Source organism: Saccharothrix sp. S26 (assembly GCF_021390395.1).
Lineage (GTDB): Bacteria > Actinomycetota > Actinomycetes > Mycobacteriales > Pseudonocardiaceae > Actinosynnema.
On the sequence record NZ_JAJUWT010000006.1, the window covers coordinates 150,554 to 168,018 of the forward strand.

Here is a 17,465-nt window from a genome sequence, read left to right on the forward strand (position 1 = left end):
AGCCAGAATCTCCACGTCCTTTTCCGAACGCTATGGGCAGCAGGCGCAGGGGTGACGCTGTGGTCGAGTGGTCCGGTGCCGCGCTCGTCTAACCGTCAGCGCGTCGGTCGGGCAGTTGCGCCGGAACCCTGTTGCGGGCCTCCTGGTAGGACAACCCGAGTGCGGCGGACAGGGCTACGACGTCGTCGTGCTCGGGCTTGGTGGTCCAAGGCCCTTGTTTGACGCGCACGGGGTGTCCTTGGACGGTGGTGGTCGTGGTGGTGCGGGGGAGGGTCAGGCGGTCGACGGTCGTGCGGCGCAAGCCGAGGCTGCCGGTGCTGCGGAGCAGCAGCGTCCCCAGTTCCGACGCGAGGTGCGGTGGGCACAGGACGTGCACGACGTGGCCGGGCCGGTTCTTCTTCATGCCGACAGAGGTGATCCACACGTCGGCGGCACCCGCCTCCAGCAGCACGTCCACGGTGTGGCCGAGGGCTTCGCCGGTCACGTCGTCGACGGTGGTCTCCAGCACCGCCATGGCGGTGTGCCCGCCGCGGCCGACCGGTTCGGCCAGCACGGCCTGCAAGACGTTGGGGCGGTCCGGGAACTCCCGCGACCCCGCGCCGTAGCCGACCCGCGTCACCGTGGACTCCGGCATCGGGGTGTAGCGGGTGTCGAGCGCCCGCAGCAGCACGGCGCCGGTGGGTGTGACGGTCTCGGCGTCGATATCGGTGCCGCGGACCCTCGCTCCCGCCAAGAGCGCGGCGGTGGCGGGCGCGGGAACGGGCAGGATGCCGTGCCTGGTCCGGACGGTGCCCGTGCCGAGGCCGACGGGTGCCGAGTGGACCTCGGTGATGTCGAGGGCGTGGACCGCCGCGCTGACGCCGACGATGTCGACGACGGTGTCGTGGCCGCCCAGTTCGTGCAGGTGGACCACCGCCGGGTCGATGCCGTGGATGCGGCCCTCGGCGGCGGCGAGTTCGCGCAGTGCCCGCACGGCCCTCTCGGCGACCGGTACGGGTTCGGCGCGGGTGGCCAGCGCGATGAGTTCGGAGGCGTTGCGGTGGGTCGGCTGGGGTTCGACGGTGACCACGGCTCGACGGGCGGCGATTCCGTTGCGGTGTGCCGGTTCGACGTCGAGTTGCCAGCCCGTGAGCCCGGTGGCCGCGATGGCGGCGCGGATCCGGTCCAGGGGAGCGCCGAGGTCGACGAGGGCCGCGAGCAGCATGTCGCCCGACAGGCCGCACGTCGGGTTGAGGAACAGGATCACGTGGTCCGTCGCTCGTAGGTGGTGGCCAGGCGGTGGGCGGCCATCGCCGCGCCGTAGCCGGAGTCGATGTTGACGACGGTGAGGCCGGCGGCGCAGGAGGTGAGCATGGCCAGCAGCGCGGTCACGCCTTCGAGGGCGGCGCCGTAGCCGGTCGACGTGGGCACCGCGATGACCGGGCACGCCACTAGGCCGCCGACCACCGAGGCCAGCGCCCCTTCCATGCCTGCTACGACGACGACCGCGTCGGCGTCGGCGAGCTGGTCGGTGATGGCGAGCAGGCGGTGCACGCCCGCCACCCCGACGTCGCGGTGCAGCCGGACCGGCAGGCCGATGGCGGTGGCGACCGCCGCTGCCTCGGCGGCGACCGGTCCGTCGGCGGTACCCGCCGTCACCACCGCGAGCCGGAACGACCTCGGGGCCGCCGGTCGCCAGACCAGCAGCCGCGCGTCCGGTTCGTGGTCGGCGCCGGCGACCGCGGCGGCCACGTCTTGGGCCTGGTCGGGCTCGACGCGGGTCACCAGCACGGGTCCGGTGTTGGCCTCGAGCAGCCGGCGCACGATGGCGATGATCTCCTCGGTGCGCTTGCCCGGTGCGTAGACCGCCTCGGGCAGTCCCTGCCGTGCCTGCCGGTCGGTGTCGACGCGGGCGAAACCCAGGTCCGCGAACCCCTCGGCGCCGCTCATGTCGGCCGCGGGGCGGTGAGTGCGGTCGCGGGGATCAGCACGTTCATCCGGCCACTGGTGAAACCTGCCAGGTCGAGCGAGCAGAAGGAGAAGCCCGCGCCGCGGACGACGCGGTCGATCGCGGTCGCGTGCGCCGTCAGCCGGGGGATGTCGGCTGCGGGGACCTCGATGCGGGCGAGCGTGCCGTCGGCGTGCGCGCGCACCCGCACCACCGGGAAGCCGAGGTCCTTCACCGCGTCCTCGGCGGCTTCGACGCGCGCGAGCGCCTCGGTGGTGACCGGGTCGCCGTAGGCGATGCGCGACGACAGGCAGGCGGCGGCGGGTTTGTCGGCCGTCCCCAGGCCCAGCAGCGCGCTGGCTTCGCGGACGAGCTGCTTGGTGAAGCCCGCGTCGACGAGCGGAGCGATCACACCGCGCTCGGCCGCGGCGCGCTGTCCCGGTCGGTGGTCGCCCAGGTCGTCGAGGTTGGTCCCCAGCGCGACCGCGGCGCCGGTGAGGGCGCGCAACGGCGCCAGCGCGTCGAACAGCGCCGACTTGCAGTGGTAGCAGCGGTCCGGGCCGTTGGCGACGTAGTCCTCGCGCTCCAGCTCGTCGGTGGCGACCTCCAGGTGCGCGATGCCGTTGGCACGGGCGAACCGGCGGGCGGAGCGGCGTTCCCGCTCCGGCAGGCTCGCCGACACCGCGGTCACCGCGAGCGCGGCGTCCCCGAGCGCCTCGGCGGCCACCGCGGCCAGCAGCGCGGAGTCGGCGCCACCGGAGAACGCGACGAGCAGGCGGGACTCCTGTCGCAGCCGATCCCGCAGTCGGGTCAGGGCCTGCCTCGCACCGCTCATGACGTCCTTCCAGGTGGCTGGGGCCGGGCGCGGTTCGACCGCGTGGTGATCTCCGCCCAGACGACTTTGCCGTCCGTCGTGGTCCGGCTGCCCCACCGCGCCGCGAACGCGTTCACCAGGAAGAGGCCGCGGTGCTGCTCTTCTTCGGGGCCTGCCTCGAACAGGCGCGGCACCGCACCGTGGTGGTCGGAGACGTCGATGGTCAACCGAGCTCCGTCGTGGTGCACTCGCAGGAGCCCCGGCTGGTCGGTGTGCTTCACCGCGTTGGCGACCAGTTCGCTGGTCACGATCAGCGCGGCGTCCGAGACGTGGGCCAGCTCCCACTCCTCCAGCCGCTCGGCGACGAACCGCCGCGCCTTCCGGGCGATCCCCGGGTCGGCGGTCAGCGACAGGGAAGCCACCCTCCGGTGACCGCCCGTGTGGTGGACGTGCAGCAACGCCACGTCGTCGTCATGACGACCGCCGGTGAGCCGGTCGATCAGCTTGTCGCAGGCCACCTGGGCGTCGACGTCGCCCGGCAGGTTCCGCAGCCCTTGGACCAGGTGGTCGATCCCGGTGGTCAGGTCCCGGTCGCGGCTCTCGACGAGGCCGTCGGTGTAGAGCACGAGACGGGCGCCCTCCGGGAAGAGGGTCTGCTGCTGCGAGAACTTGTCACCGACGCCCAGCGGCATGCCCATGCTCTCGCCGATCAACGCCGTCGTGCCGTCGGGCAGCAGCAGGATGGCGGGCAGGTGGCCCGCGACGGCGTAGGTCAACGTCTGGTCGACCGGGTCGAACACGGCGTAGAAGCAGGTGATGAACGTGGCGCCGGGAGTTGTGTCCGCCAACGCGGAGACGTTGTGCAGCACGTCCACCGGCGGCAGGTCCAGCAGCGCGTACGAGCGCACGGCGGTGCGGATCTGGCCCATCACGGCCGCGGCGGTCACACCGCGACCGACGACGTCGCCGATCACGAACGCGGTCCGGCCGGCGCTCAGCTCGATCACGTCGAACCAGTCGCCGCCCACCTCCGACCCGGTCGCCGCGGGCAGGTAGCGCGAGGCGATCTCCAGACCGGACACCCGCGGCACGACCGGCAGCATGCTGCGTGCCAGTTCCATGGCCATCGTGCGCTGACGGGCGAACAACCGGGCGTTGTCCAGGGCGATCGCGGCGTACCCTGCGATGCCCTCGGCCAACTGCTGGTGGCGCGCGGTGAAGCGGCCGGTCTCGTGGTGGCCGAAGAAGAACCCGCCCAGCACCTCCTGCGAGGACGGCGAAACCACCGACACCGCCAGGTAGCTGCGCACCGGCAGGTGCCCCTCCGGCATCCCGTGGTGCGGCGCGCTGCGGCCGTACCGGGGATCGAGGGTGATGTCGTCCGACCGCATCGTCCCGGTGCCCTTGAACGTGGGCTCGAACACGGCCGTGTTGCGGGGCATCGGGAAGCGGGAGAACGCCTCCCTGGGCACCCCCGAGATGCTGTAGAGGGTGTAGGACTCGCCGAACTGGTCGACCAGGTTGTAGAAGAACGCGCCGAACTCCGCGCCGGTGGCCTTCGTCGCCGCGTCCGTCGCGTCCTGCACCAGCACGTCCAAGTCCAGTTGGGCGGTCAGCCGCCGGCCCACGACCTGCAGGGTGTCCACGAGCTCGGCTTCGGCGCGCAACCGGCGCACGGCGTTCTCCAACGCCGCGGCTTGCCGGCGGCCGGTGTCCTCCAGCACTTCGAGGTGCTCGTGCAGGGCATCCCGCTGCGCCGCGAGGTCCACCTCGCCCCGCCCGCTCCACGCGTGGGCGAGCAGTCCGGCCCGGACGCTCACCGAGATCGCGCGGAACAGCTCGGCCGCCTCGGCGGAGATCGGCGCCCTGGAGAACATCACCACGCAGAACACGTCACCGCTGGGCAGCACACCGCCGAACCCCAGCACCGAGGAGATGGCATAGCGGTCCACGAACTCCTGGTCGGGTATCCGCGAGCTGCCGGTCGCCACGGGCACGTGGAAGACACCGAACCCCCTGCGTCGGGCGTCGATCGCCCCGGCGACCACCTCGGCGGGGTGCAACCCCAGCTCGGAGACCAGCGCCGAGATCATCGGGGCGCCCGCGAGCGCGTCGGTGGACGCCAGCGGGATCACCCGGTGCGCCCGGGACCGGGCCGGGTCGTTCCACTCCGGCTCCAACCCGACGGTCGCCTCCAGCGTGAGGCACCGCAGATCCGGCGACGGCGGTTCCGCCCCCGTCGTCGTCACGACCCGTCGCACGTCGTCGGCCAGGTCCGCGAAGCGGCGCGTGGTGAACAGGCGGACCAGGGGCAGCACCGACGCGCCGCGCTCGTCCACGAAACTCCCGTGCAGCCACCCGACCACCTCACGGGCCGCGGCGGGGAACCCCGACGCCCGTTCGGCGACACCACGCAGCGCCGCCGCGGCCTCGACCATGTCCGACAGCCCGAAGGTCTCGAAGTCGTAGCCGCTCTCGCCGTCGGGACGGGCGGAACGGCGCTCAGGCATGATCGGCGGTACCGACCGCACCGCGCGGCACCTCGTCGCTGATGGACAGCATGAGGTGCAGCGACGTCATCGTGATGGCCGCCTTGACCTGCGGTTGCAACGCCGCCAGGCACAACGTGCCACCCGCGGCCTTCGACACCTTGTGCAACCGCACCAGGGCGCTCAACGCGCTGGAGTCGCAGAAGACCAGCCCGGAGAGGTCCAGCACCAGCGCTTCCCCCAGCGCGGCGACCGGCTCCGCGACCTCCAGGAAGCGCGGGGTCGTGCCGAAGTCCAGCTCACCGACCACCGACAGCACCGTGTCGTCGCCACGATCCCGCACGTCGACCGACAGCGGTTCGTCCTCGTCCACGATTGCCTCCTCCAGCACCACCTCACGGAGGGTACGCGAAACGCGCAGGTTGAAACGCGATGCCCGATGTCCGGATTCAGGTGCAACCGGCATCCGCACGCTCACCCACCAATTCGGCCTGTCGCGAGGCCGAACCGGACCCAAAGGATTCCCGGCCGTGACCACGTCGGCTGGACTGCCATGTCCGCGCGAAGACGCTTGCTCCGGTGATCGACGGCGGCTTGCCTGCGAGCGCGCGGTCCGGTGGTGCGCGGTCGCGGCGAGCTCCGGTAGTAATCTGATGGAATTGCGCCGGTCAGGGCAGGCAGAGCGCGCACGGGGTTTGGGCGCCCACGACCATGTGTGTTGGCGGTACGACGACGTGCGCGAGTTCAAGGTGCGCGCGCATGAATTTCCTTTCCGAGGGACTCACGTCGCGTTACCGGTCTGTTGCATCGCTTCCGTGCCGTAGACGCCCTGGTCGAGGATCTGCGCGGGATCGAGGGGATGGACCGGGCGCTGCGAGAGGATGCCGCCCGGGTCGCCTCGCTGGACGCTGCGTACCCCGCCGGCACGGTGAACTCACCCCAAATCGGCCCACACCGTTCTGCCGGCCGAGTGGACGTCGACACCCCATCGGCGCGCCAAGCCGTCGACGAGGACCAAGCCGAAGCCCCGTGTCCCGCCCCACCGGGAGATCCCCGGGACGGGCATCTCGCGGCACGCGTCCTCGACCTCGATCCGCACCGTCGACGGGGCCATCGACCTCCAGATCCTGACCTCGACCGGGGACCACCCGTGGCCGTCTGCCGTCAGCTCCGCGAGGACGAGCCATACCTTCTCCACGCAGTCCTCGTCTTCCCGGTACAACGCTGCCCGCACCCACCGCCGCAGCTCTGGTGACGGCGTCCGCGAGGCCCGCAGGTCCATGCTCAACACGAGCCGACCCCGTTCGCCCCCACGTCCGTCACCCTGTGCCTTGGGGCCAACCTGCTCGACCGCACTCATCGCCTCGACCTACCCGGGGAAACCGATCTCCACACCGACTCCGGCGGCTCGTGTCGTCGCCGTGACGACCGGTCCGTCGGAGCGGGTATAAGATGCCGTATCTGTGCCTTGTGAGGCCACAGGCATCGAGGGCGTGCAGTGAACACTGTCGATCTTCCGCGAAAGAGCGTCGACCTCGACCTACCCGACAGTCGCCCGTCCACAGCAGCCCTGATGGGACTGGTCTCAGACATGGCGGCCGAGGCTGGTGACGATCGGCTCGTGGACATCCAGGTCGTCACCGCGCAGTTGGTCGGCAACGCCTACCGGCATGCCCACGCACCGCGGCGGTTGCGGATGTACCGGTTGCCCGACCGCGATCTGGTGCGGATCGAGGTGGGTGACGCCAGCTCGAGCCTGCTGCCGGTTCTGGGCAGGTTGGACACACCCGAACACGGGCGCGGCCTGCTCATGGTCAACCGGCTGTCGGTCAACTGGGGACATCGACGTGACGCCGACCGGAAAACCGTCTGGGCCGAGGTCCGATTGGCTTGAGCCGTTCGTGAACACCCGGCCGGGGTTGACCGGTGGGCGTGATCACCGGTGGCGGCACGGACGACTCGCCCAGGCCCGAACGTGGTCGTGGTGCCGTGTGCTTCACGACTCGATCGCTGGCGTTCACATCGACGGGCACAGGGTGGAGCCGGTGAACGGGTGAGCAGTCAGACGGGAGGTGCGGCCTGGCGGGCCGGCTCCGACAGGTCGAGTCAGTCCACTACGGCGCCGCGCAGCGTCGTGGTGGAGAGGTTGTTGCCGTAGGCGAACGAGTGGGCTTCGCTTTGACTTTGTCGGGCACAGCAGGCCGGCGTGCCCGACAGGTGCAGTGGGATGAAGCTTCTCAGGCTTCGGTCTTGTGGCTGGACGTTCCGTTCCGTCGACCGGGGGAGCTCCCGTGCACGGCCACGATGTGGCCGTCGCCGCTCGCCAGGCGACTTTCACCACGACCGGCGCGACTTCGCCTGCTCGGGCCGAGTCGCACGCTGGTCCAGGGTGTTGTTTGAGGCGCCGCGCCCGACCAGCCCGGGTCGCGAATCGGTGCTTCGTCCACTGCCACCACCCTGCCGGCCCGAGAACCGGAAACGCCGGCGCCTCGATTGAGGCCCCAGTCTGATTGCACGAACCGTTGCCCAGGGCCGGCAGTGCTTGGTTGTTGGTCACGGCGGTCCGGGTGAGGGTCGTCGCGGTGGAGTTCACCGTTCAGATGCCGCCGCCCCGACCGGCGCTGTTGTCGGTGATGAACAGCGGGCTGCCGGAGACGCCGGTGACGGTCAGCGTGCCGCGTGGGCCGTTGTCGATGGTGCCGCCGTCGCCGGGCAGGCACGCCGTCTACGGCGGTGTTCGCGGAACCACGACCGCCTTCCGTCTCGATGCCGCCCTGCTCCTGCCTGCGGGGACCGTGGTGGATGCGGCCAGCCGCTCGCTCACGCCGTGGTGATCCTGGTGTTCACCGCATGGGCGCGACCCCGCTTCGTCCCGGCCGCGATCCTCAACTCCGTGATGGGCGTGGCCGTGCTCCTGTCGGGACTGGTCGCGTTCGGCTGGCTTCGTTGAGCCGGCTTCACCCGAAACCACCCCGCCCGGCGCTGCGACGAGGCAGTATCGTCGTCCTCATGCCGGAGGCAACAGGTGGTCCCGTGCTCGGACCCACGATGGTCGAGTGGCTCAAGGCACGCGAGGAGACCAGGCAACACGTCGAAAGTGGGGCGCCGCCCGTGGACGCGGCCTGGGTGCAACGGCTGGCCGACCTGTTGGCCACCGAGCGGTCGTGGCAGGACCAGTACACCGATCTCGTCGGCCTCGGCAGCCCCAGCGGCAGGTTCCCGTCGTCCAATCGATGACGTGCCGGGTCGCCCCGCTCAGCCTGCCTCGGACGCGGGTGGCGGAACCTGCCGGCCCAGTGCCAGCCCCAGGGTGATCATGACGACCCCGACGACCGCGTGCAGCCCATTGTCGGCGCTGTTGACCGGCAGGAGGTTGGCCGCGCTGTCCTCGTCGACCAACAGTCCGTACACCCACAGCAGCAGGTAGACGATGCCGCCGACGACCAGGAAGAGCGTGCAGCCGCGCACCGACCGCGCCAGGGCCAGCCCGGCGACACCGAAGGCCAGGTGGACGATGTTGTGCAGGACCGACACTTGGAACACACCGAACAGCAGCGCATGCGACGTGTGGCCCGCGAACTCCATCGCGTCGTGGTCGGCCGTGGCACCCGGGACGAATCCGGCGATGCCGCCGACGACGAACAGCGCGCTCAGCGCCAGCGCCAGTACTCTGACCGGCGCACGCGCCACCATCTCGACTCCGCGCATCCAGACTCCCCGTTGAGGCGTTCGTCGCCACCGAGGGCGGTTGTGAAAGCCGAATCAGGCCCAGCCTAATCGCCGACTCCGCGAGCGGGGCCAGCAGCCCGGTCGACGAGGTGGCGCGACCGGAGGCCACCACGCCGCGCCGACATCCCCGGTGGGCCCCTTCGACGTGAGCTGCCGCTGAGGCTGCTCTGCGACCATCGGGGCAATCGGGCAGGTCGCCGCCCGCACCGAACTGTCGTTGCGCACCATCGGCCACGACGACGAGGTCGGACTCGTGACGCCCTCCGCGCCCAACCGGGCGGGTTCCGCCTCTACACCCGGGCCGACATCGCCCGCCTGATGCTCATCCGCCGGATGAACCCCTGGGCTTCACCTTGGAACAGATGCGGGAACTGCTCGCCGCCACCGAACGCCTCGACAACCCCGCCCACCTCGACCCCGCTGCTGCCGCCCGGGCAGCTCGTCCGGCCCTACCCGCCGAACGGCACCCGGTGGGCGTACGAGGTGTACGACATCGCCACCCGGGAGATGAGCTCGAACTGCCTCACGATCGCGGACGGTCGCGGCGACGTCCACTCCGTGCCGTTCCGGTACGTGTGGCCCGCGGAACTCGATCTGATGGTCCGGTAGGCCGGCCTGCGGCTGCGCGAGCGGTGGGGCGGGTGGGACCGGCGGCCGTTCACCAGCGACAGCACGGGGCACGTCTCGATGTGGGAATAGCCGGCTGAGGACCGCTGAGACCGGACCGCCACGGCTGTTCCGCCGGCAGTGCTCACCTGGGACGCGCAATTGGGGAGACCATGCGACGGATCCTTCCGGCGGGCCGGGCTCAGGACTCCAGGCGCTCGGCGGTGTCGGCGAGCAGGGCGAGGAGCCAACGCCAAGTGCCCGGGTCGGTGGTGGACAGCGGCTCGGGGGAGAAGAAGTACAGGCGGTTTTCGACGATCTCGATGTGGACCGGGCGTTCGGCGTACCGGGCCAGGAGGTCGGGGGAGAAGAGGGTGCGGTCCAGCAGGGCCTGGATTTCCCCTACCCTGCCGAACGGCCCGGAGATGCTGAAAACGTCCGTGCCGGGGCCACGCAGCTCGGGTTGCCCGAGGGTGTCTTCCCCGGACCCGATCATGGCGCCCGTGCGTTTCGCCCGTGACTTCAGCACCAGGTGGGGGAGGTTGGCGTCGAGAGGAGTGGTCGCGTACCCCCAGCGTCGCGGTTCCCCGTTATGGTAGCCGGCCGAGTAGCCGTACTGGCCGATCTCCATCGGGCGTGGGTCTTCGATGCTGACGACATCGACGGCGTAGCGGTTGATGCCGATGTCGAAGATCCCGGCGGGGTGCTCCGGGTCCTTGACCTTCATCCGGTAACCCATGCCGTTGCGGGCGGCGAACTGCATGACGCGGTAGTGGTCGATCCGTTCCTGCCGGCCGCTCCTGCGGCCCAGGACGATGACCGGGACGACCAGCCCGAGGCCGATCGCCAGTGGCAGCAGCCCGAGGAGGCGGACACCCACGCCACCGTCGGGATGGGTGTCGGCGAGGTACATGCTGAGCGGGACGCTCAACAAACCGGAGAAGGTGACGGCGGCCAGGGCGAACAACAACGAGCAGCAAGCCACGTTGCCAGCCGGCCGGTCACCGTTCGCTTTCGCGTGCGCCAACGCCGCCGCAGGGTCGACCGGAGCGGTGAGCGGGGTGTAGTCCAGGTCGTTGAGCACGATTTACGCTACCCCGCCGGGCGGGCGGACCGTGTCCACGTCAACCGCACACCCGTGAGCGCACCAGGTGCCGCCGGCGCGGGTTGAAATGGTTGCGCGCTTCCAGGCCGTGGCAGCCGTGCCGCGCGGCCAGTGCCCTCGGACCACCGGGCCGGGCTCACCGGGCTTGTCCTGTCGGTCGCCGCAGCGATCCTCGGCACCCTGTTCATGGTGACACCGGCGCAGGCAGACGATGTCCAGATCGTGTCGGTCATTAACGACCTCTGCATGGGCGTGGAATACGCCAGCTTGGCCGACCAGGCGCACGTCGTCCAACAATACTGCTCCGGGGCGCTGCAGCAACGATTCGAGCGCCAAGCGCGGGCCGGGTCGGGTGGCGGGGTGGCCGCGCGGGTGATGCGGCGGGTCATGGTGCTGATGGCGGCCCAGCGGATCATGCCTTCGGGGTGGCGTTCGTAGTCGCGGGCGAGGCGGCGGTGGGCGGTGATCAAGGCCAGGCTCCGTCCTGCCCCGCCCAGCGGCGGGGCAGGACGGAGAAGCCACGCTGGTCCTGGGGTTTGCGGACGACCTCGACGGTCATCCGCAGGATGGTCGCGGCCCACTCGGCGAAGCCGCCGTCGGCGAACAAGCGCCGGACCTTGCGGCGACGTCATCGAGCCGGTTGAGGATGACTCGGCCACCGTCGCGGTCGTGGTCATTGGCCGCGCACACCATCACCAGCAGCAGTAGCAGACCGAGGGTGTCGGTGCCACTTGAGTCAGCATGAGGCGCTGGACGTGTTGCTTCGTCAGCAATGGTTGATGCTGCCCGAGGTGCTATTGACGTACGCGGCCCAGATCCATCCGAGCTGGCTGGTGTTGCTGTCCCTGGCGAGATACCAGAAGTTGCCACTCGAGCTCGTCGTGTAGCACCACACGTAGGCCAAGCCGGATTGGGAGGGGATCGTGCAGTAGTTCGCACCGGGGCCCTTGTGCCACACCGCACCGGACTGTGCCTGGAGGGACCCGGAGGAGTTGTTTGGGCCGCCGATGAAGTTGTTGTCACAGGCGGCGGCGACCGATGCGTTGGCGCTGGCCGCTGGTGCCGCCATCAATCCCAACGAAGTCATGCTGATGGCTGCTAATGCCGCGAGAAGATGCTTTCTCATGATCTTTTTCCTATCCATTAGGGTCCGAAGTCAATCTCCGGTAGTACACTTTTAGCATGTCTTGCCATGGAGTAACAGGACCCAAACGGGCAACGCCCAGTCTGTAGGGTCAGGTCAGACTGGGCGACCCTGAAGGTGAACAGACCGGTACAGTGAAGGGCCTAGCGGCACGAGGTGCGTGCGGCGGCCACCTAATGGTGAACTGCGCCAGCGCGCGCCTCAGTGCGAATCCTCACCGCTACATTATTCCCGATTCCTGATCGGCGCGAAATTCCCGGAAACGGCGATCATTTCCCGGGTAGAGCTGAAATTCGCGCCTGAAGGCGATGAATCGGGACAGCGGCAGGGCAGCGCTTCTCCTGGGAGCGCGTGCCGATCGCGGAAGTTCCCCCTCGCAACGCCCGACCGTCGGGCAGTGACCCATGCTGGATCGTGAGGGTTCCGCTGAACAAGCTGCCGTTCGGGTGACACATCCATGGAAGCGCAGAGTGTGTACTGCTGGTCTCGATATTCCAGTCGTGCTGGAATGTGAGGAATCGCTGGCGCACTCCCTGGGGGTGGCGTGCAGTCGACACCTATGGGTGATTGCTTTGAGCGTCCAGCTGGCCAGACTTGCCGCATGCACGTGTTGCGAAGAATCGGAACAATGCGCGGCGGGTCGTTGTCAAAGGCGGGTGACTTTTCGCTCGTAGAGGCTCGTTGGCCTGTGCCGCTCGAAAGTCATCGTCGCTTGTAGAGCAAGGCGTGTCGCCGTGTTGAGAGCATGTCCGGGTGATCGTGTCCCTGCTGTACAAGATGACCCGGAAGTTGCTGTCCGTCCCGTCGGCCTTGCTGCGCAGCGAGGCGGCGAAGGCGGGTGATCGAGTCGCACGTCGATCTCGTCCTCGGTTGCGCCCGAGTGCATCCCGAGCTTGTGGACGACGCCCCACCACAGTTCGCCGACCTGGTGTGCGCGACCGACCGAGCGGCGCCCGGCCTCCTCGACCAAGCCCTGAAGCATTTTCGTTAGTGCGGTGCAGCACTCATCGGTCCCCCAGCGTCACGTCGGACGGGCCTCGGGAAGGGGTGGCCAGGCGGGTGAGGAGTTCGGTCAGCAGCAGTCGTTCGCCCGGGGACAGGGGCGACTCGCGGTGGCTGCCCAGGGTTGCCAGCAGTGCCCGTGCCGTGTCGGGCAGGGCCTCGGTCCCTTGTCCGGTCGGGGGTTCCGGCTTGACGACGGCGGCGAACACGGCGTCGCGGACTCGGTGGGACAGGTCGGCGTGGGCCGGTGCGTCCGGGTCGGCGATGAGCGTCAACGTCGTGCCGACGCACGCGGAGTGGATGGTGGGCACGGCTTCCTCCGGCGTGACCAGCAGCCAGCCCCGTTCGGCGAGGCGGACCAGCATGTCGTGCAGCACCCGCAACCCCTCCCGTGCCGACGGGTGCTCGTGCGCCCTGGTGCCGCCGTACATCAGCACGTAGAACGCCGGGTTCGTCAGGCCGAACCGGACGTGGCCGTCCCACCCGGCTTTCAGGTCCTCGAACGGGTCCTCGGACGGCCCGCGGCCTTGCTTCTCGGCCATGTAGCGGGCGAAGCCCTCCGCGGCGACGGCTTCGAGGAGGCCTCGTTTGTCGCCGAAGTGGTGGTACAGCGTCGGCGCGGTGATGCCGGCGGCCTGGCACACGTCGCGGATGGACACGGCCTCGATGTCGACGTCCCGGAGCAGGGCCGCGGTCACGTCGAGGATGTGCTGGCGCGTCGATCCGACCATGTAGCGATGCTATACGCCAGGGGTTGTCATCGTTAAACCGAACCGGTATACCTGACTCTGTTACAGACGCCGCTATAGCGCGTTATACCGAGTTATACCGAGTCGAGGGGAACGCGGTGCCGGAGCCATCTCGCCCCGCACGGGGGCACACACGTCGGACGGTGCTGAAGTCCACCGCGGTCACGGCGGCGAGCACCGCGTTCCTGCCCGTCGCGGCGCACGCCGAGGCCGAGGCAAACGTGGTCGGGCCGAGCGCGATCGCGCCGGGGGAAAGCGCGGAGATCACCCTGTCGGTTAACGGCCGCGACCGGGTCCTGACCGTGGAGCCGAGGGTGACACTGCTGGACGCGTTGCGCGAGCGGTTGGGGCTGACCGGCACGAAGAAGGGGTGCGACCGGGGCGAGTGCGGCGCCTGCACGGTCCTGGTCGACGGCGAGCGGGTCAAGTCGTGCCTGACGTTGGCGGTGATGAGGCAGGGCAGCGACATCACCACGGTCGAAGGACTGGCCGACGGCGATCGGCTGCACCCGGTCCAGGAGGCGTTCATCCGCCACGACGCCTTCCAGTGCGGCGCGTGCACGTCCGGTCAGGTCATGTCCGCCGTCGCGTGCATCCGGGAGGGGCACGCCGGGTCGCCGGCGGAGATCCGCGAGTGGATGAGCGGCAACCTCTGCCGCTGCGCCTGCTACCAGAACATCGTGGACGCGGTCGCCGACGCGGCCCGGGAGGTGCGCCGATGAGGGCGTTCGGCTACACCCCGGTCCGGGACCCGGCGGAGGCGGTGCGCGTGGCGCGGCAGACGCCCGGCGCCGCGTTCATCGCGGGCGGCACGGACCTGCTGAACCTCATGCGGGACGGCGCCCAGCGGCACGAGCACCTCGTCGACATCAGCGGGCTCGACCTGGCGTCGATCACCGACTCGGCGAGCGGCCTGCGCGTCGGCGGTCTCGCGCGGATGCGGCAGGTGGCCGAGCACCGGTCGGTCCGCGAGCGCTTCCCCGTGCTGGCCGAGGCGCTGGAGGCGTCCGCGTCACCGCAGGTGCGCAACATGGCCACGATCGGGGGGAACCTGCTGCAACGCACGCGGTGCGGCTACTTCCGGGACGCGGCCTCGGCGTGCAACAAGCGCGTGCCGGGCAGCGGGTGCCCCGCGCTGGAGGGCTGGAACCGCGGCCACGCCGTGCTCGGCGGCAGCGAGCACTGCATCGCCACCCACCCCTCGGACCTCGCGGTCGCCCTGCTCGCCCTCGACGCGGTGGTGCACCTGCTCGGGCCGGACGGTCCGCGACAGGTCCCGGTGGGCGGGTTCCACCTGCGGCCGGGGCAGGCGCCGCACGTCGACACCGTGCTGCGGCCCGCCGAGCTGATCACGGCGATCGAGGTGCCGCGGCGCGCGGCGGCGGTCCGGTCGCGCTACCTGAAGCTGCGTGACCGCGCCACGTTCGAGTTCGCCGTCGTCTCGATCGCGGCCGTCCTGGAGTTGCGCGGCGGCCGGGTGCGCGACGTGCGGCTGGCGTTCGGCGGGATCGCGACGACCCCGTGGCGTTCCCCGGAGGCCGAGGCGGTCCTGCGCGGCGAGCCGTTGACGGTGGCGGCGATCGAGCGGGCCGGGCGCGTGCTCGTGCGCGACGCCGTGCCGCGACCGCACAACGGGTTCAAGGTCGAGCTGGTGCAACGCGCGCTGGTGGAACTGCTCAGCGGCTTGGGAGGCCTGCGGTGAACGTCGAACTCGTGGGACGCCCGGTGGCGCGCGTCGACGGCCGCGCGAAGGTCACCGGCGCCGCCCGGTACCCGGCGGACGACCCGGTGCCCGGTGCGCTGCACGGGTTCCTGGTGACCAGCACGGTGGCACGCGGCGAAGTGGTGCGCATCGACCCGTCGCAGGCCTTGGCGCACCCCGGCGTGGTCGCGGTGTACACGCACGCCGACCTGCCGCGCCTGACCGTGCCGACGTTCCCGTACATCAAGGGTTTCATCCCCTTGCAGGGCACCGCGGTGCACCACGCCGGCCAACCCGTGGCGATCGTCCTGGCCACAACGCTGGAGCAGGCGCGGGAAGCCGCGAACCTGGTGCGCGTCGACTACCGCGCCGAACCGCCGACGGCGTCGATGGACGACGCGACCGAGCCGCCCCACCTGCCGCTCCCGTTCCGGGGCCGGCCCAACGAGATCACCCGCGGCGACGCGGCGGCGGCGTGGGAGGCGGCGGAGGTCCGCGTGGAGGCCCGCTACTCCAGCCCGACGCGCCACCACAACCCGATCGAGCCGCACGCCACCACGGCGCAGTGGGAGGGCGACCGCCTGACGGTGCACGAGACCGCCCAGGGGGTCAACCTCACCAGGTCGGTCCTGTCCACCGCGTTCGGCCTGCCACCGGACCGCATCCGCGTGCTGGCGCCGTTCCTGGGCGGCGGTTTCGGCGCGAAGGGACCGGTCTGGCCGCACACCATCCTCACCGTCGCCGCCGCGCGGCTGGCGGGGCGACCGGTCCGTCTGGTGCTCACCCGCGCCCAGATGTTCACCCTGACCGGCCACCGGGCCGAATTCCGGCAGCACCTGCGGATCGGCGCCACCCGTCAGGGCAAGCTCACCGCCCTGGTCGAGACGACCACCGCGCAACTGAGCCGCACCGAGGAGTCGATCTTCAACGAGAGCGACTCGTCCAGCACCCTCTACGACTGCCCGAATGTCCACGTCAGACAGGAGGGCGTGCCGCCCGACCTCGCCTCGTCCAGCTACATGCGCTCACCCGAGACCACCGCGCACTTCGGCCTGGAGACCGCGCTGGACGAGCTCGCCTGGCAGGTGGGCGTGGACCCGGTGGAGCTGCGCAAGCTCAACCACACGGCGGTGGACCAGGAGACCGGCTCGCCGATCGCGGGCAAGCGCCTGCTCGACTGCTACCGGATCGCGGCCGAGGCGTTCGGCTGGTCCCGGCGGGCACCGCGGCCAGGCGCCACCCAGGACGGCGACGAGCACGTCGGCTGGGGCATGGCCACCGAAGCGCACACCTTCGCCGCCGCACCGGCCGACCCGCCGGTCACCGCCTCGGTCACGGTCGGCGCCGACGGCCGGGCGGTGGTGCGCATCGCCACCCAGGACATCGGCACCGGCACGTACACGGTGATCGGCCAGGTCGTCGCCGACGCGATGGGCGTGCCGCTCGACGCCGTCACCGCCGTCATCGGCGACAGCGCGCTGCCGTACGCGGGCGTGTCGGCGGGCTCGGCGACGATCGCGAGCGTCACCGGGCCGGTGGACCGCGCCGCCCGTGCCGCGCGGGACGCGGTGGTGGCCCTGGCGGTGGCCGACCCGCGGTCGCCGCTGGCCGGTGTCCCGGCGGACGAGGTGGTGACCGCGCACGGCCACCTGTTCCACGTGCGCGACCGCGCGCGGCGCGACAGCTACCGCGCCGTCGTCGGCAGGCACGGCGCACCGGTGGAGACGACGGGCAGCCTGCGGAACACGCCCGGCCACTCCTACGGCGCGGTCTTCGTCGAGGTGCGGGTGCACGCCAGGCTGGGTTCGGTGCGCGTCACCCGCGTGGTGACCGCGCACGACATGGGTCGGGTGATGAACCGCCGCACCGCCCGCGGCCAGGTGCTCGGCGGCGTGACGTGGGGCATCGGGCACGCGCTGATGGAGCACACCGTCCACGACCGGCACACCGCCCGCGTGGTCAACGCGAACCTGTCCGGCTACCTCGTGCCGGTGTGCGCGGACGCCCCGGCCGTGGAGAGCCACTTCGTCGACCACCCCGACCCCGCCAGCACCGCCCTGGGTGCACGCGGGTTCGGCGAGACCCCGATCACCGGGGTGCCCGCCGCCATCGGCAACGCCGTCTACCACGCCACCGGCCGACGGGTGCGGGACCTGCCCATCACGCGGGACAAGCTGCTGTAGAGCGGAGGCCGCGGT

19 protein-coding genes are annotated in these 17,465 nt (G+C 70.7%); 8 read left to right on the top strand and 11 right to left on the bottom strand.

The window, feature by feature from the left end:
• Positions 1-88 precede the first annotated feature (88 nt).
• From larC to LZG04_RS11275, 6 genes are all read right to left on the bottom strand, one after another.
• Entirely contained in the window at positions 89-1,246 is a 1,158-nt protein-coding gene (gene larC / locus LZG04_RS11250) for a nickel pincer cofactor biosynthesis protein LarC (RefSeq protein WP_233815774.1), read from the bottom strand.
• Positions 1,243-1,929, bottom strand: a complete 687-nt coding sequence (larB, locus tag LZG04_RS11255) for a nickel pincer cofactor biosynthesis protein LarB (RefSeq protein WP_233815775.1) — start codon at positions 1,927-1,929, stop codon at positions 1,243-1,245. Before larB ends, larC begins: the two co-directional genes overlap by 4 nt.
• Complete coding sequence (gene larE / locus LZG04_RS11260) at positions 1,926-2,762, bottom strand: ATP-dependent sacrificial sulfur transferase LarE (protein ID WP_233815776.1); 837 nt, start codon at positions 2,760-2,762, stop codon at positions 1,926-1,928. Before larE ends, larB begins: the two co-directional genes overlap by 4 nt.
• Complete coding sequence (locus LZG04_RS11265) at positions 2,759-5,272, bottom strand: SpoIIE family protein phosphatase (RefSeq protein WP_233815777.1); 2,514 nt, start codon at positions 5,270-5,272, stop codon at positions 2,759-2,761. The genes larE and LZG04_RS11265 overlap by 4 nt, the downstream gene beginning before the upstream one ends.
• Complete coding sequence (locus tag LZG04_RS11270; RefSeq protein ID WP_233815778.1) at positions 5,244-5,624, bottom strand: STAS domain-containing protein; 381 nt, start codon at positions 5,622-5,624, stop codon at positions 5,244-5,246. The genes LZG04_RS11265 and LZG04_RS11270 overlap by 29 nt, the downstream gene beginning before the upstream one ends.
• A gap of 540 nt (positions 5,625-6,164) precedes the next feature.
• Complete coding sequence (locus tag LZG04_RS11275) at positions 6,165-6,590, bottom strand: ATP-binding protein (protein ID WP_233815779.1); 426 nt, start codon at positions 6,588-6,590, stop codon at positions 6,165-6,167.
• Positions 6,591-6,728: 138 nt separating this feature from the next.
• Between LZG04_RS11275 and LZG04_RS11280 the strand changes: the two genes are divergently transcribed.
• The 3 genes from LZG04_RS11280 (at position 6,729) to LZG04_RS11290 (ending at position 8,467) form a co-directional block, all read left to right on the top strand.
• Positions 6,729-7,124: an ATP-binding protein gene (locus LZG04_RS11280; RefSeq protein ID WP_233815780.1), complete on the top strand. Its 396-nt coding sequence runs from the start codon at positions 6,729-6,731 to the stop codon at positions 7,122-7,124.
• A gap of 688 nt (positions 7,125-7,812) precedes the next feature.
• Positions 7,813-8,064 (top strand): hypothetical protein, encoded by a 252-nt coding sequence (locus LZG04_RS11285; protein WP_233815781.1) that lies wholly within the window; start codon positions 7,813-7,815, stop codon positions 8,062-8,064.
• A 175-nt stretch (positions 8,065-8,239) separates the two neighbouring features.
• Entirely contained in the window at positions 8,240-8,467 is a 228-nt protein-coding gene (locus LZG04_RS11290; protein WP_233815782.1) for a hypothetical protein, read from the top strand.
• A gap of 18 nt (positions 8,468-8,485) precedes the next feature.
• On the opposite strand, the gene LZG04_RS11295 is transcribed toward LZG04_RS11290, so the two are convergent.
• Entirely contained in the window at positions 8,486-8,923 is a 438-nt protein-coding gene (locus LZG04_RS11295) for a DUF4383 domain-containing protein (protein WP_233815783.1), read from the bottom strand.
• A 369-nt stretch (positions 8,924-9,292) separates the two neighbouring features.
• On the opposite strand from LZG04_RS11295, the gene LZG04_RS42955 reads away from it, so the two are divergent.
• Positions 9,293-9,568, top strand: a complete 276-nt coding sequence (locus LZG04_RS42955) for a hypothetical protein (RefSeq protein WP_374202802.1) — start codon at positions 9,293-9,295, stop codon at positions 9,566-9,568.
• Between the two features lie 199 nt (positions 9,569-9,767).
• On the opposite strand, the gene LZG04_RS11305 is transcribed toward LZG04_RS42955, so the two are convergent.
• Positions 9,768-10,649, bottom strand: a complete 882-nt coding sequence (locus LZG04_RS11305) for a hypothetical protein (protein ID WP_233815784.1) — start codon at positions 10,647-10,649, stop codon at positions 9,768-9,770.
• 132 nt (positions 10,650-10,781) lie between these two features.
• Between LZG04_RS11305 and LZG04_RS11310 the strand changes: the two genes are divergently transcribed.
• Complete coding sequence (locus LZG04_RS11310) at positions 10,782-11,108, top strand: RICIN domain-containing protein (protein ID WP_233815785.1); 327 nt, start codon at positions 10,782-10,784, stop codon at positions 11,106-11,108.
• A 28-nt stretch (positions 11,109-11,136) separates the two neighbouring features.
• Here LZG04_RS11310 and LZG04_RS11315 read toward each other — a convergent pair whose 3' ends face one another.
• From LZG04_RS11315 to LZG04_RS11325, 3 genes are all read right to left on the bottom strand, one after another.
• Positions 11,137-11,277 carry a hypothetical protein gene (locus LZG04_RS11315; protein WP_233815786.1) on the bottom strand — a complete coding sequence of 47 codons (141 nt, stop codon included), beginning with the start codon at positions 11,275-11,277 and terminating at the stop codon, positions 11,137-11,139.
• 159 nt (positions 11,278-11,436) lie between these two features.
• The gene (locus LZG04_RS11320) at positions 11,437-11,796 is read right to left on the bottom strand and encodes a hypothetical protein (RefSeq protein WP_233815787.1); all 360 of its coding nucleotides are present in this window, start codon (positions 11,794-11,796) and stop codon (positions 11,437-11,439) included.
• Between the two features lie 1,022 nt (positions 11,797-12,818).
• Positions 12,819-13,547, bottom strand: a complete 729-nt coding sequence (locus LZG04_RS11325; protein ID WP_233815788.1) for a TetR/AcrR family transcriptional regulator — start codon at positions 13,545-13,547, stop codon at positions 12,819-12,821.
• A gap of 257 nt (positions 13,548-13,804) precedes the next feature.
• On the opposite strand from LZG04_RS11325, the gene LZG04_RS11330 reads away from it, so the two are divergent.
• The 3 genes from LZG04_RS11330 to LZG04_RS11340 are packed head-to-tail and all read left to right on the top strand — an operon-like array spanning position 13,805 to position 17,450.
• Entirely contained in the window at positions 13,805-14,287 is a 483-nt protein-coding gene (locus LZG04_RS11330; protein ID WP_233815996.1) for a (2Fe-2S)-binding protein, read from the top strand.
• Complete coding sequence (locus LZG04_RS11335) at positions 14,284-15,267, top strand: xanthine dehydrogenase family protein subunit M (RefSeq protein ID WP_233815789.1); 984 nt, start codon at positions 14,284-14,286, stop codon at positions 15,265-15,267. The genes LZG04_RS11330 and LZG04_RS11335 overlap by 4 nt, the downstream gene beginning before the upstream one ends.
• Positions 15,264-17,450, top strand: a complete 2,187-nt coding sequence (locus LZG04_RS11340; protein WP_233815790.1) for a xanthine dehydrogenase family protein molybdopterin-binding subunit — start codon at positions 15,264-15,266, stop codon at positions 17,448-17,450. Before LZG04_RS11335 ends, LZG04_RS11340 begins: the two co-directional genes overlap by 4 nt.
• The last annotated feature ends 15 nt before the right edge of the window (positions 17,451-17,465 follow it).

Bases quoted from the DNA above. Each gene is read 5' to 3' on its own strand.
- larB (WP_233815775.1), bottom strand. From the start codon at position 1,929: ATGAGCGGCGCCGAGGGGTTCGCGGACCTGGGTTTCGCCCGCGTCGAC.
- larE (WP_233815776.1), bottom strand. From the start codon at position 2,762: ATGAGCGGTGCGAGGCAGGCCCTGACCCGACTGCGGGATCGGCTGCGA.
- LZG04_RS11275 (WP_233815779.1), bottom strand. From the start codon at position 6,590: ATGAGTGCGGTCGAGCAGGTTGGCCCCAAGGCACAGGGTGACGGACGT.
- LZG04_RS11290 (WP_233815782.1), top strand. From the start codon at position 8,240: ATGCCGGAGGCAACAGGTGGTCCCGTGCTCGGACCCACGATGGTCGAG.
- LZG04_RS11295 (WP_233815783.1), bottom strand. From the start codon at position 8,923: ATGGTGGCGCGTGCGCCGGTCAGAGTACTGGCGCTGGCGCTGAGCGCG.
- LZG04_RS42955 (WP_374202802.1), top strand. From the start codon at position 9,293: ATGAACCCCTGGGCTTCACCTTGGAACAGATGCGGGAACTGCTCGCCG.
- LZG04_RS11320 (WP_233815787.1), bottom strand. From the start codon at position 11,796: ATGAGAAAGCATCTTCTCGCGGCATTAGCAGCCATCAGCATGACTTCG.
- LZG04_RS11325 (WP_233815788.1), bottom strand. From the start codon at position 13,547: ATGGTCGGATCGACGCGCCAGCACATCCTCGACGTGACCGCGGCCCTG.
- LZG04_RS11335 (WP_233815789.1), top strand. From the start codon at position 14,284: ATGAGGGCGTTCGGCTACACCCCGGTCCGGGACCCGGCGGAGGCGGTG.